We start from the raw sequence: 12685 nt of genomic DNA on the forward strand, positions 1-12685 counted from the left end.
GGCTCAGCTGCCGAACGGAATTGCATTGCTTGTCTCCAAAATTTTTGTTTCAGATAGCGTCTGCCATTACTGCACCGGGTACGGCGCATCACTGCCAGACACATCGACCGTGGTAGCGGTCCACACAACAATCTCCGTCTCGAAAACTGCTGTGACTGAAGTCTATCCGCACGGGCCAGTCATGCGGAAATACCGAATGAGGATAGGGGTATAAGGAAAAACGATAGCCCTGCATTCCACGCTGAGCAACGACCTCCGGCATTGCCTTGCAGAAATTTAAGTAGCGCTTGCGCAAGGATTGCCACATTTTTTCATCGTCCTGACAGCAAGACGGGTTATGCTTGCCGGCAAATTTTGTGCTGCCTTGCGGCAGCATTTCCCGACGACAACCTACCAACCCCACGCCGCCACGCAGAATCATGAGCAATCCGATCCAAGAACAGATGGAACCCGACAGCGCCGTCTACAAAACCCTGCTGGAATCGACCAAGGCGATTCCCTGGAAGATCGACTGGAGCACCATGCAGTTCGCCTACATCGGCCCGCAGATCGAGCAGCTGCTAGGCTGGACCCCGGAGAGCTGGAAAACGGCCGAGGACTGGGCCATGCGCATCCACGCCGAAGACCGCGAGGCCGTGGTCAACTTCTGCATCTCGCAATCCAAGGCCGGCGCCGATCACGAAGCCGACTACCGCGCCCTGACCCGTGATGGCGAGCACATCTGGATCCGCGACGTGGTGCACGTGGTGCGCAATCCTGATGGCAGCCCCAATGCGCTGATCGGCTTCATGTTCGACATCACCGAACGCAAGAAGACCGAGGCACGCCTGGCCGAGCTGCAGAAGGAGCTGGAGGCGCTGTCCTATCGTGACGGCCTGACCAACGTAGCCAACCGCCGCATGTTCGATTCGGCGCTGGAAGTGGAATGGGCCAATGCGGTCAATACCCGCGCACCGTTGTCGCTGATCATGCTCGACATCGATTACTTCAAGCAGTACAACGACCATTACGGCCACATCCGGGGTGACGAATGCCTCAAGCAGGTGGCCCAGCTGCTCAGCCAGAGCGCTACCCGCAGCCGCGATTTCTTTGCCCGCTATGGCGGCGAGGAATTCGTGCTGATCCTGCCCGATTGCGATGAAAAGGCCGCCCTGCAGGTAGCCCAGCGCTGCCGTGCGATCATCAACGAGGCCGCCCTCCCGCACGCCAAGTCGCAGATCGCCGAGCATGTCACCATCAGCCTGGGCGTGGCCACCATCGTGCCCTCGCCCATGGACCAGCGCATCGCCTTCCTGGAACAGGCCGACCGCCGCCTGTACCGCGCCAAACAGTTGGGCCGTGACTGTATTGCCGTGGACGAGTGAACTGTACCTGTCTCGCAGCAGAGGCCGTCGCTACAATCGGCCTTCCTGCTTCCGCTTTTGCGGAAGTTTCCTGACTCTGCTGCGAGACCTTCATGCCTGCCACCTACGCCTACCGCCTGCTCAACGTCTTCGCCGAATCGACCTTCGGCGGCAATCCCCTGTGCGTGTTCGAGGATGCGCGCGGCCTCGATGAGGCCACCATGCTGGCGCTGGCCCTGCAATTCAATCTCTCGGAAACCACCTTCATCCTGCCCTCGGCCGTCGCCGATGCGCGGGTGCGCATCTTCACCACCGGCTACGAAATGCCCTTCGCGGGCCATCCCACGCTGGGCACGGCGCAGGTGGTGCGTGATCTGCTGGGAACGGGCGATGCGCTGCGCCTGGAATTCAAGGCCGGGGTAGTGCCGGTGCAAGCTGAGGGCGACGTCTGGACCTTCACCGCCCCCTGCCCCGGCGGCCCGCGCACGGCGCCTTCGCCCCTGTCGCGCCCCGAAGTGGCCGCCCTGCTGGGCCTGGACGCAAGCGACCTGGCCGCCGATCCGATGTGGGTCGATACCGGTGCCGACCAGTTCCTCATTGCCCTGCGTTCGCCCGAGGCAGTACGCCGCGCCCAGCCCGACAGCGGCCTGCTGGACCGCTGGCCGGCCAGCAGCCTGGGGCGCAAGACAGCCTATGTGTTCGCCTTCGATGAAGAGGCCCCTGGCCAGGTGCTGGCGCGCTACTTCTTCACCAAGCAGGGCGGCGGTGTGGCTGAAGATCCGGGCACCGGCTCGGCCTGCGCCAACCTGGGCGGCTGGCTCGTGGCCACCGGCGCAAGCCTGCCGGCGCGCTACGCCATCGACCAGGGCGCAGCTGTCGATCGTCCATCGCGCCTGCGCCTGACCGTCGGCAGCGATGGCGCCATCCAGGTCGGCGGCCGCGTCATCGAGATCGGGCGCGGGGCCGTCACCATCGATCCGGCCGGACAAACCATGCTCGCCTGAATCGATGCGCCAGCGCGGGCCTCATCGTTCAACGCATCAGGCCACCTTCCTGCGTGAGCGGAAAGATCAGCGCATGCAGCCAGTCCATGAACTCCGCCAGCCGTGCCGGCACATGGCGCCGGCTGGCATAGAGCAGATTGATGGGCATGGGCGCCGGACGATATTGCGGCAACACTTCCACCAGCTTGCCGCCATCGAGCATCTTGCGTTTCTGCGCGCCCACCAGCGGCAGCTGGATCAGGCCCAGGCCGGCCTGGCAGGCGGCGTAATAGGTCTCCGTACTGTTGACGGTGACACTGCCGGCCATGGGCAGCGTGCGGGTCTGGGTGCCGTCGAACCACTCCCATCCGGGTGAACGTCCGCCCAGCACCTGGCGGTAATGCACCAGCTGGTGATGGGCCAGGTCCTCCAGGGTGCGCGGCGTGCCATGCCGTTTCAGGTAAGCCGCGCTGGCGCAGTTGATCTGGGCCAGATGCCCGATGGGCCGCGCCACCAGCGAGGAATCATCCAGCGTGCCGGTCCGCAGCACGCAATCGAAGCCTTCGGCCACCAGGTCGACGCGACGGTCACTGGCCGACAGCTCGATCTCCAGGTGCGGATGCCGCGCCAGGAATGTCGGCAAGGCCGGCAGCACCACTTCGCGCGCCATGGCGCTGGACATGTCGACCCGCAGCTTGCCGCTCAAGGGCTGCCCACCCGCACGGAACATGCCGCGCAGGGACTCGAATTCATCCAGCAGATCCTGGCTGCGCCGGTAGAAGGCTTCGCCATCGGCGGTCAGCTGCACGCGCCGCGTGGTGCGCTGGAGCAGGCGCGTACCCAGCATCTGTTCGAGCTGCTGCACGGCCAGCGAAACGCTGGCGTTGGGCAGCCCCAGCTGGCGCGCCGCACCGCTGAAACTGGCCAGTTCGGCCACGCGCTGGAAGATTTTGAGGGTGTCCAACTGGTTCATGCGATCGTCCCGATTATTATGGAATCTTGAAAAGTCTAATAGCAAATCCGAAATTTATTCGCCATTTTCTTCTCAATATACTGGGCTCCGTGGTCTTGCAACATCCCTTGAATTGCTTTTCTCAACGACTTCAGGAGCCTCACATGAACGCAGCAACCTCTTCCAACAATTCCTCTCCCCGCATCGCCCTGATCACCGGCGGCAGCCGTGGCCTGGGCAAGAACGCGGCCCTGCACCTGGCCCGCCAAGGCGTGGGCATCCTCTTCACCTATGTCGGCAACCGTACTGCTGCCGAGGCCACGGTGTCAGAAATCGAAGCCCTGGGTGTAACGGTGGAGGCCCTGCAACTGGACCTGGCTGACAGCGCAAGCTTTACGGCCTTCGCAGCACAAGTGTCCGATGCACTGTACCGGCACTGGCAGGTCCGCCAATTCAGCTACCTGGTCAACAACGGCGGCATGGGCATCTATGGCGCCATTGCCGAGACCAGCGAAGCTGACTTCGATGCGCTCTACAAAGTCCATCTGAAGGGTCCCTTCTTCCTGACCCAGGCGCTGCTGCCGCTGCTGGCCGATGGTGGCCGCATCATCAACATCTCCAGCGGGCTGGCGCGTTTCACGCTGCCGGGCTATGGCGCCTATGCGGCCATGAAGGGCGGCGTGGAAGTGATGACGCGCTACATGGCCAAGGAATTCGGTGCACGCGGCATTGCCGTCAACACCGTGGCACCGGGTGCCATCGAGACCGATTTCGGCGGTGGCCGCGTGCGCGACAATGCCGAGCTCAATGCCCTCATCGCCGGCCAGACCGCACTGGGCCGCGTCGGCTTGCCGGACGACATCGGCGCCGCGATCGCCTCGCTGCTGCGTGAAGACAATGGCTGGATCAACGCCCAGCGCGTGGAGGTCTCGGGCGGCTTCTCCATCTGAGCCATCCAGGCCCCTGCGGCCTGATTGTGGGCACGACCAGAAGACCGGTGTTTCCGTCGAGGAAATACCGGTTTTTTTGTGCATCATTATTCACTTCGGCAACAGCTCATCCATGCTTTTCCACGCTCCCGCGCACGCCCCGCGCAGCCGCGTGCAGCCTGACGCTGCAGCCAATGACGCATTATGTTGCGCATTGGAATCTGCTCGGGTAACATCGCTCGGCATCTGGTGAAGGACCGTTCATGCAGCCATGGCACGCATGCCAGCAGAGCAGGTCATCACACCACCCCCACGGGCGGCAGATACACAACTACAGCAACAAGTCAGTACACCGTCCTGGTACGGTGATTTCAGGGAAGGACGACACGCCATTGGCCCGGCGCAGGATTGCGCATGAGGTGCTGGCGGGCGTCCACACAGTGGCGTATTCATAGGGGGTAGTATTTTCAGTCGACTCTTTCGCAATCGCGCAGTACGTGCCTGTGCGAGCGCGGCCACGCTTTTCACTGCACTGCTGGCTTCCCCGCATTCCCACGCTGCTGGTCCTGCCGTCCCGGGCGGTCCGGATTGTTCGCGGCCTTACACGCTGGCGCTGCACGACCACGGCCTGCTCTACTCGGCCGCCACCGACACCGGCATCGACAAGGATTTCGCCGATGAGCTGATCCGCCGCAGCGGCTGCAAGGTCAATGTCAGCCTGATGTCGCGCGCGCGCATCTGGCAGCTGATCGAATCGGGCGCGCTGGACTTCAGCCTCTCGGGCATCACCAATCCGGACCGCGACAAGTTCGCTGCCTTCGCCTGGTACTTCAGCAACAAGTACTACCTGCTGGTGCGCAAGGATGCAGGCATCAAGCAGCTGGCCGATGTGGCCCGCAGCGAACGCTTCCAGCTTGGCGTCATCCGCAGCTTCCGCTACAGCAGCAATGCCAACCGCATGGTGGACCAGCTCACCGCCGCCAACCGCGTCACCCTGGCAGGCGGCCTGGAACCGCTCTATGAAGCCCTGCTGCAAAACCGCATCCAGGGCATGATCATGGAGCCCTTCGATTATCCGGTGGTGGAAGAAAAACGCATTCGTGATGCCACCGACATCATCGGCTTCGAGGACCCCTCGGTACCACACGGCCTGATCATGTCGCGCAAGGCGCTCTCGCCGGCCGAACTGGACAAATGGCGTACGCTGGTCAATGGCATGCTGGCCGATGGCACGGTGCTGCGCATCTTCCGCAAGTACTTCAATGCGGAACTGGCGGCGGCCATGGTCGAATTCCAGAGCAAGCCGTGAACTGGATCCGCCCGATCCTGGTACCCGTCATCGTCCTGGCCACAGGATTGGGCGTGACCTGGACCGCCTGGGACCACGAGCGCGAAGCGGCCGCCAAGGAAGTCCACACCCAGTTCGCCTCGGTCCTGCGCGAGACGGTCAGTCGCATCGAGCAGCGCATGGCGTCCTACGAACAGATGCTGCATGGCGTGCAGGGCCTGGTCTCGGCCACCGGCAACATCGACCGCAACCAGTTCCGTGACTATGTCGAGGCGCTCAACCTGGACGCCAATTTCTCGGGCATCCAGGCCATCAGCATCGAGGAGTGGGTGCCGGCATCGCAACTGGATGCGCACGTAGCACGCATGACCCGCCAGGGCCTGGCCGACTACAAGATCCGTCCGCCGGGCGCACGCATGGCCTATGCCCCGACCATCCTGCGCGAACCCTATGTGGGGCGCAACCGTGTCGCCTTTGGCAACGACCAGTGGTCCGACCCGGTGCGCCGCGCGGCCATGGAGAAGGCGCGCGACTCCGGCATGGCGACCGTTTCCGGCAAGATCGATCTGGCAAGTGAGGGCCCGGCAGCGCCGGCCTTCATGATGTACCTGCCGCTCTATGAGCGCGGCAAGCCGCAGTCCACCATCACCGAGCGCCGCGCCAGCCTGATTGGCTGGGTGCATGCGGTCTTCCGCATGAGCGACGTGATCGCCAGCCTCTATGGCGAGAGCAGCCGCACCATTGCCTTCACCCTCTACGACGGCGTGACCCAGCAACCGCAGGCCCTGCTCTATCGCTCGCCCCTGGCCAGCGGCCCCCTGCACAAGCCGCGTCTGCAGGCCGATGAATACCTGGTGGTGGCCAACCACAACTGGACGCTGTCCATCAGCACCACCGATGCCTTCACCGCCCAGTTCGGCCGCAATGCCGAGCATCTCATCGCCGCCACCGGCATCGGCGCCAGCCTCACGCTGGCCTTGCTGGCCTGGCTGATGATGTCCAGCCGCAAGCGTGCCGTGCGCCTCGCCGAGAAGATGACCGCCGAACTGCGCGCCAGCGAAGAACAATTCCGCGCCATCGCCGATTGCACCGTCAACTGGGAAGTCTGGTGGGGCCTGGATGGCCGGCCGCGCTGGATCAATCACGCGGTGCGCGACTACACCGGCTATACGGTGGAGCAATGCCTGTCGATGCCGGACTTCATCGGCACCATCGTGCATCCCGACGATGAGCGCCGCATCCGCGCCGAACTGGCGCGCTGCATGGATGGCCAGAAGCGGGAAGACGTCGAGTTCCGCTGTGTACGCAAGGATGGCACGGTGTTCTGGCTCTCGCTGTCGTCGGCGCCGATTGCCGACGCCCACGGCAACTTCACGGGATTCCGCACCAGTGCGCGCGACATCACCGACCGCAAGCAGATCGAAGCCGAGCTGCGCATTTCGGCCGTGGCCTTCGATTCGCGCGAGGGCATGCTCATCACCGACGCCAACAGCAAGATCCTGCGCGTGAACAAGGCCTTCACCGAGATCACCGGCTATACCGCCGAGGAAATCGTCGGCAAGCATCCCAAGCTGCTGCGCTCGGATCGCCATGGCCCGGCCTTCTTCCAGGAGATGCGCGAGAGCGTCCGCCGCTTCGGCAAATGGCAAGGTGAAATCTGGGACCGCCGCAAGAATGGCGAGGTCTATCCCGAATGGCTGACCATCTCGGCCGTCAAGAACAAGGACAACCAGGTCACCCATTACGTCAGCACCCATCACGACATCAGCGACCGCAAGCTGGCCGAGGAGCGCATCCGCGAACTGGCCTTCTTCGATGCCCTGACCCGGCTGCCCAACCGCACCCTCCTGCTGGACCGTCTCAAGCAGGCCATCGCGCTGTCGCTGCGCACGCGCACCTGCGGCGCCCTGCTCTTCATCGACCTGGACCACTTCAAGACCTTGAACGATACGGTCGGCCATGAAAAGGGCGATACGCTCTTGAAGCAAGTGGCCCAGCGCCTGCTGGCCAACGTGCGTGAAAACGATACGGTGGCGCGCGTGGGCGGCGACGAATTCGTGGTGGTGCTCGAAGGGCTCAATGACACCCAGCAGGAAGCCGCCACCCAGACCCGCGCCATCGGCGAGAAAATCCTGGCCGCCCTGGGCGAGACCTACCAGCTCGATGAAGTGGAATACCGCACCACCGCCAGCATCGGCGCCACTGTCTTCCTGGGCCGCGCGACTTCGGTGGATGAACTCATGAAGCAGGCCGACCTGGCCATGTACAAGGCCAAGGAGACCGGTCGCAACGCCCTGCGCTTCTTCGATCCGGCCATGCAGACCGCCGTGCTCGAACGCGCCACGCTGGAAGCCGGCCTGCGCAAGGCCATCGAGGGCAATCAGCTGCTGCTGCATTACCAGCCGCAGGTGGTCGAAGGCGGCCGCGTGACCGGTGCCGAAGTGCTGGTGCGCTGGCAGCATCCGCAGCGCGGCATGGTGCCGCCGGGCGACTTCATCCCCCTGGCTGAAGAAACCGGATTGATTCTTTCGCTGGGCAACTGGGTGCTGGAAACCGCCTGCACGCAGCTGGCCACCTGGGCCAAGCGGCCGCGCATGGCCGAGCTCAGCATTGCCGTCAACGTCAGCGCGCCGCAATTGCGCGAGCATGATTTCGTGCAGACCGTGCTGGACATCATCGAGCGCACCGGTGCCAACCCGCGCCGCCTGAAGCTGGAGCTCACCGAGAGCCTGCTGGTGGACAACGTCGAAGACATCATCCAGAAAATGTTTGCCTTGAAGGCCTATGGCGTGGAGTTTTCGCTGGACGATTTCGGCACCGGCTATTCCTCATTGTCCTACCTCAAGCGGCTGCCGCTGAATCAGCTTAAAATCGACCAGTCTTTCGTGCGCGATGTCCTGATCGATCCCAACGACGCCTCGATTGCCAAGACCATCGTCAACCTGGCCCAGAGCCTGGGGCTGGGGGTGATCGCCGAGGGCGTGGAAACCGATGCCCAGCGTTGCTTCCTGGCCGATGCCGGCTGCCATGCCTACCAGGGCTACTACTTCTGCCGGCCGGTGACCGTCGAGGCCTTCGAGAAATTCGCCCAGGACCGCGACCTCCTCATCTCTGCTGCCTAGGAGTCCGATCTCATGAGTCACGCTTTGTCCGCCTTCGCCATCCATCAAAAATGGCCGGCGCAACATCCCGACCGCATCCAGCTGTATTCGCTGCCCACGCCCAATGGCGTGAAGGTCTCCATCATGCTGGAAGAAACCGGCCTGCCCTACGAAGCCCACCTGGTGAGCTTCGAGACCAATGACCAGATGTCGCCGGAATTCCTGTCGCTCAATCCGAACAACAAGATCCCCGCCATCATCGACCCCAACGGCCCCAATGGCGCGCCGCTGCCGCTGTTCGAGTCCGGTGCCATCCTGCTCTACCTGGCCGAGAAGACCGGCCAGTTCCTGCCGGCCGATCCCGCCGCGCGTTACCAGGTGATCCAGTGGGTGATGTTCCAGATGGGTGGTGTGGGCCCGATGTTCGGCCAGCTCGGCTTCTTCCACCGCTTTGCCGGCAAGGAATACGAAGACAAGCGTCCGCGCGACCGTTACGTCAACGAATCCAAACGCCTCCTGGGCGTGATGGACAAACGCCTGGCCCAGAGCCACTGGCTGGGTGGCGATACGTATTCCATCGCCGATATCGCCACCTTCCCCTGGATCCGCAACCTGATCGGTTTCTATGAGGCCGCCGAGCTGGTCGGGTTCCAGGACTTCCCCCATGTGGCCCGCGCGCTGGAAGCCTTCGTGGCGCGTCCGGCCGTGGTGCGCGGTCTCAGCATCCCGGCGCGCGGCTGATCCCCGGCCGCTGCCAGCCGGGGCCCACGGCGCAAGGTGTAAATCATTTTGCGCCGCCCGGTCCCGCGCGTTAACATGGCGCCCATCCTTGCGAACGCATCCTGCCTGCCATGACGAACCGTTTTCCGTTTCGCCCTCCTGTTTGCGCCCGCCTCTTGCGCCGCAGCCTGCTGGCTGCGCTGTGCGCGCTGCCGCTGCTGGCCAGCGCGCCGACGCAAGCGGTCGATCTTTCCTTGAAGACGATCCGCGTGGGCAATCTCTCGCGCGCCTATTTTTCCGAACGCAATGCCGTCGGTGAAGCGCAGCCGCTGATCGTGGCGCTGCATGCCAGCGGCTCCAGTGGCTCGCTGATGGCGCGCGCCACCGGGCTGACCGAGATGGCCGAGGCGGCCGGCTACATGATCGTCTACCCCAACGGCACCGGCCTGGCCATCGATGCCCGCACCTGGAATTCCGGCGGATGCTGCGGTTACGCGCAGATGCACAAGGTCGATGACGTGGCCTTCCTGCGCGCGCTGATCGACAAGCTGGTCAAGGATGGCCTGGCCGATCCGCAGCGCGTCTACCTGGTGGGCGTGTCCAATGGCGGCATGATGGCCTATCGCATGGCCGCCGAGGCGCCTGAACTGTTCAAGGCGGTGGCGGTAGTGAGTGCAGTGCTGGACTTGCCGCCCGAGAGCGTCAAGGCCTCCATGCCGCTGCTGCACATCCATGGCAGCGATGATCCCTTCATTCCCTTCCTGGGCGGCATCGGCAAGCAGGAAGTCTCACAGCTGCCGCGCCTGTCGGTGGCACGCAGCATCGAAGCCTTCGTCAAGGCCGATGGCGCCAATGCCCGCCCGACGGTGGCCGACATTCCCGATAGCGCCAACGACGGCACCACCATCCGCCAGTACACCTATGCCAGCAAGAGCGACCCGCAGGCCGTGGTGCTCTACGAGGTCAAGGGCGGCGGCCACGCCTGGCCGGGCGGCGTGGTGCCCATCGTCAATGGCGGCAAGTCGTCGCAGAACCTCGATGCCTCACGCACCGTCATCAACTTCTTCAATGCCCATGGCGGCGGCCGCCAGAACGAGCAGGCTGACGAAAATCTCCCGCCCGGCGCCACACCGCTGCCCGCGCCGACCGCCACGCCGGCCCCCTCCTTGCCCGTGAAGCCGCCCGTGCCTGCCGCACCGGCTCCCACGCGCCCCGGCATGAAGGGACTGGCCCCTGGCTGACGCTGCCATCGCAACACGATTCGCACTATCATAGGCCCCAGCGTTCAACCCTCCCGCTACGACAATGAAAAGACTCCTGACCAGCATCCTGATCGCCATCGTCCTGTACTTCCTGCTGCCGTGGATTGGCAAGCTCATTCCCCATTACCGCCTGGCGGTCATCTGCATCACGGCCGGCATCGTCTCCTTCGCTGTCTCCGCGCTCATGGACAAGACCTGACGCCATCCCCGCGACCCGCCAGCGAAAACGGCCGCAACGTCTTCACGTTGCGGCCGTTTCGTTTCATCACTTCAATTCAGATCAAAGCCGGCGAGCTTCAGCACTCACCCTTGCGCGCATGGCCCGGCGGGCAATCGCGCCCGCCTCCCGGACCACGATGGCCGTGATGGTCGTCATCAAAGTCATCATGACGCGGGCCATGTCCCGGCGGCGGTCCACCGCGCCAGCCACCGCGATCCAGCTCCCAGCCGCGCGGTCCCTGGCGCCAGACCGGCTGCGCGTAGACGTAACCGGGACGCGCTCGCACCCAGTGGCCTTCGCGCCAGATGTGGCGGTAGCCATCCCAATCCCAGAAACCCGGCGCCCACACATAGCCATGACGCGGGGGTGGCAGCGGTTCGGCGCGCGGCGGGGGCGGTGCGCCGATGTTGATGTTCACGGATACTTGCGCCTGGGCATCCGGCAGCACGGCCGCCGACGCGCCCAGCGCCAGAAGGCAGGCGAATATTATTTTTTTCATCATATAAAACAGTCAGTGGGTGAAGACTGTTGTATGACTTGCGCCGGGCCGATGCAGTTCCAGCCTTTACACCGGCCCGGCGCGCGCCCTTCAGCCGCCCTTGGCGTTCTTGAACATGGTCTTGATGCCACGGATGGCCTGGCGGATGCGCGATTCATTCTCGATCAGGGCAAAGCGCACGTACTCGTCGCCATATTCGCCGAAGCCGATGCCGGGCGAGACGCAGACCTTGGCCTGCTCCAGCAGGATGCGCGAGAATTCGAGCGAACCGAACTGGCGATACGGCTCCGGGATGCGCGCCCAGATATACATCGAGGCCTTGGGCACATCGACCATCCAGCCCGCCTCATGCAGGCCCTTGACCAGCACATTGCGGCGCTTTTCGTAATTGGCGCGGATCTCCTCCACGCAGGACTGGTCGCCTTCCAGCGCCGCAATGGCCGCCACCTGCACCGGGGTGAAGCTGCCATAGTCGTGATAGCTCTTGATGCGCGCCAGCGCCGCCACCAGGCGCGCATTGCCGACCATGAAGCCGATGCGCCAGCCGGCCATGTTGTAGCTCTTGGAGAGCGTGAAGAATTCCACCGCGACCTCCCTTGCTCCCGGCACCTGCATGATGGATGGCGCTTTCCAGCCATCGAAGGTGATGTCGGCATAGGCCAGGTCATGCACCACCAGGATCTGGTGTTCGCGCGCCAGCTTGACCACCCGCTCGAAGAATTCCAGCTCCACGCATTGGGCGGTCGGATTGGAGGGAAAGCCCAGGATCATCATCTTGGGCTTGGGATAGCTCTCCCGCACTGCGCGTTCGAGTTCATCGAAGAAGTCCACGCCCGGGCGCATGCGCACCGCGCGGATGTTGGCCCCGGCAATCACCGCACCATAGATGTGGATGGGGTAGCTGGGATTGGGTACCAGCACGGTATCGCCCTTGTCGAGGGTGGCCAGCATCAGGTGCGCCAGGCCTTCCTTGGAACCGATGGTGACGATGGCTTCGCTGTCGGGATCGAAGTCGACCTCGTAGCGGCTGCGATACCAGTGCGCAATGGCGCGGCGCAGGCGCGGAATGCCCTTGGAGGAGGAATAGCCGTGGGTATCGGGCCGCTGCGCCACTTCCACCAGCTTCTCGACGATGTGCGGCGGCGTGGGGCCATCCGGGTTGCCCATGGACATGTCGATGATGTCCTCGCCCCGGCGGCGCGCGGCCATCTTGAGTTCGGCGGTGATGTTGAAGACGTAGGGCGGCAGCCGTTCGATGCGCGGGAAGCTGACCGGGAAGGCGTCCGGGGAAGTAGCAGGAGAAGCGGATACTGCAGGCGTGCGCGAGGGATCGCGCGAATCGGCGGATTGCGTCATGGGTGTCTTTCACGTAAGCGCCCGGAACCGTC

The 12685-nt window shown here is 63.9% G+C and carries 12 protein-coding genes; 8 read left to right on the forward strand and 4 right to left on the reverse strand.

The window, feature by feature from the left end:
- Positions 1 to 88 precede the first annotated feature (88 nt).
- Positions 89 to 421: a hypothetical protein gene (locus ACLRDN_RS13905; protein WP_413456759.1), complete on the reverse strand. Its 333-nt coding sequence runs from the start codon at positions 419 to 421 to the stop codon at positions 89 to 91.
- Between the two features lie 22 nt (positions 422 to 443).
- On the opposite strand from ACLRDN_RS13905, the gene ACLRDN_RS13910 reads away from it, so the two are divergent.
- Complete coding sequence (locus ACLRDN_RS13910) at positions 444 to 1364, forward strand: sensor domain-containing diguanylate cyclase (protein WP_413460399.1); 921 nt, start codon at positions 444 to 446, stop codon at positions 1362 to 1364.
- 92 nt (positions 1365 to 1456) lie between these two features.
- Positions 1457 to 2347, forward strand: a complete 891-nt coding sequence (locus ACLRDN_RS13915; protein WP_413456760.1) for a PhzF family phenazine biosynthesis protein — start codon at positions 1457 to 1459, stop codon at positions 2345 to 2347.
- Positions 2348 to 2375: 28 nt separating this feature from the next.
- Here ACLRDN_RS13915 and ACLRDN_RS13920 read toward each other — a convergent pair whose 3' ends face one another.
- A complete protein-coding gene (locus ACLRDN_RS13920) occupies positions 2376 to 3299 on the reverse strand; it encodes a LysR family transcriptional regulator (RefSeq protein WP_413456761.1) in 924 nt (307 codons plus the stop codon).
- Positions 3300 to 3442: 143 nt separating this feature from the next.
- On the opposite strand from ACLRDN_RS13920, the gene ACLRDN_RS13925 reads away from it, so the two are divergent.
- From ACLRDN_RS13925 to ACLRDN_RS13950, 6 genes are all read left to right on the forward strand, one after another.
- Entirely contained in the window at positions 3443 to 4228 is a 786-nt protein-coding gene (locus tag ACLRDN_RS13925) for an SDR family NAD(P)-dependent oxidoreductase (RefSeq protein WP_413456762.1), read from the forward strand.
- A gap of 430 nt (positions 4229 to 4658) precedes the next feature.
- Entirely contained in the window at positions 4659 to 5516 is an 858-nt protein-coding gene (locus ACLRDN_RS13930; RefSeq protein ID WP_413460400.1) for a substrate-binding periplasmic protein, read from the forward strand.
- The gene (locus ACLRDN_RS13935) at positions 5513 to 8617 is read left to right on the forward strand and encodes an EAL domain-containing protein (RefSeq protein ID WP_413456763.1); all 3105 of its coding nucleotides are present in this window, start codon (positions 5513 to 5515) and stop codon (positions 8615 to 8617) included. The genes ACLRDN_RS13930 and ACLRDN_RS13935 overlap by 4 nt, the downstream gene beginning before the upstream one ends.
- 12 nt (positions 8618 to 8629) lie before the next feature.
- Positions 8630 to 9337 (forward strand): glutathione S-transferase N-terminal domain-containing protein, encoded by a 708-nt coding sequence (locus ACLRDN_RS13940; protein ID WP_413456764.1) that lies wholly within the window; start codon positions 8630 to 8632, stop codon positions 9335 to 9337.
- A 110-nt stretch (positions 9338 to 9447) separates the two neighbouring features.
- Entirely contained in the window at positions 9448 to 10557 is a 1110-nt protein-coding gene (locus ACLRDN_RS13945) for an alpha/beta hydrolase family esterase (protein ID WP_413456765.1), read from the forward strand.
- Between the two features lie 64 nt (positions 10558 to 10621).
- Complete coding sequence (locus ACLRDN_RS13950; RefSeq protein WP_008329375.1) at positions 10622 to 10777, forward strand: hypothetical protein; 156 nt, start codon at positions 10622 to 10624, stop codon at positions 10775 to 10777.
- A gap of 97 nt (positions 10778 to 10874) precedes the next feature.
- On the opposite strand, the gene ACLRDN_RS13955 is transcribed toward ACLRDN_RS13950, so the two are convergent.
- Positions 10875 to 11297 (reverse strand): YXWGXW repeat-containing protein, encoded by a 423-nt coding sequence (locus ACLRDN_RS13955; RefSeq protein ID WP_413456766.1) that lies wholly within the window; start codon positions 11295 to 11297, stop codon positions 10875 to 10877.
- A 90-nt stretch (positions 11298 to 11387) separates the two neighbouring features.
- A complete protein-coding gene (gene alaC / locus ACLRDN_RS13960; protein ID WP_413456767.1) occupies positions 11388 to 12653 on the reverse strand; it encodes an alanine transaminase in 1266 nt (421 codons plus the stop codon).
- Positions 12654 to 12685 lie beyond the last annotated feature (32 nt).

This window comes from Herbaspirillum huttiense, from assembly GCF_047300815.1.
Lineage (GTDB): Bacteria > Pseudomonadota > Gammaproteobacteria > Burkholderiales > Burkholderiaceae_D > Herbaspirillum > Herbaspirillum huttiense_A.

Excerpts from the sequence above, each read along its gene's own strand:
- ACLRDN_RS13950 (WP_008329375.1), top strand. The coding sequence starts at position 10,622 with ATGAAAAGACTCCTGACCAGCATCCTGATCGCCATCGTCCTGTACTTC.
- alaC (WP_413456767.1), bottom strand. The coding sequence starts at position 12,653 with ATGACGCAATCCGCCGATTCGCGCGATCCCTCGCGCACGCCTGCAGTA.
- ACLRDN_RS13940 (WP_413456764.1), top strand. The coding sequence starts at position 8,630 with ATGAGTCACGCTTTGTCCGCCTTCGCCATCCATCAAAAATGGCCGGCG.
- ACLRDN_RS13910 (WP_413460399.1), top strand. The coding sequence starts at position 444 with ATGGAACCCGACAGCGCCGTCTACAAAACCCTGCTGGAATCGACCAAG.
- ACLRDN_RS13920 (WP_413456761.1), bottom strand. The coding sequence starts at position 3,299 with ATGAACCAGTTGGACACCCTCAAAATCTTCCAGCGCGTGGCCGAACTG.
- ACLRDN_RS13955 (WP_413456766.1), bottom strand. The coding sequence starts at position 11,297 with ATGAAAAAAATAATATTCGCCTGCCTTCTGGCGCTGGGCGCGTCGGCG.
- ACLRDN_RS13945 (WP_413456765.1), top strand. The coding sequence starts at position 9,448 with ATGACGAACCGTTTTCCGTTTCGCCCTCCTGTTTGCGCCCGCCTCTTG.
- ACLRDN_RS13915 (WP_413456760.1), top strand. The coding sequence starts at position 1,457 with ATGCCTGCCACCTACGCCTACCGCCTGCTCAACGTCTTCGCCGAATCG.
- ACLRDN_RS13925 (WP_413456762.1), top strand. The coding sequence starts at position 3,443 with ATGAACGCAGCAACCTCTTCCAACAATTCCTCTCCCCGCATCGCCCTG.
- ACLRDN_RS13905 (WP_413456759.1), bottom strand. The coding sequence starts at position 421 with ATGATTCTGCGTGGCGGCGTGGGGTTGGTAGGTTGTCGTCGGGAAATG.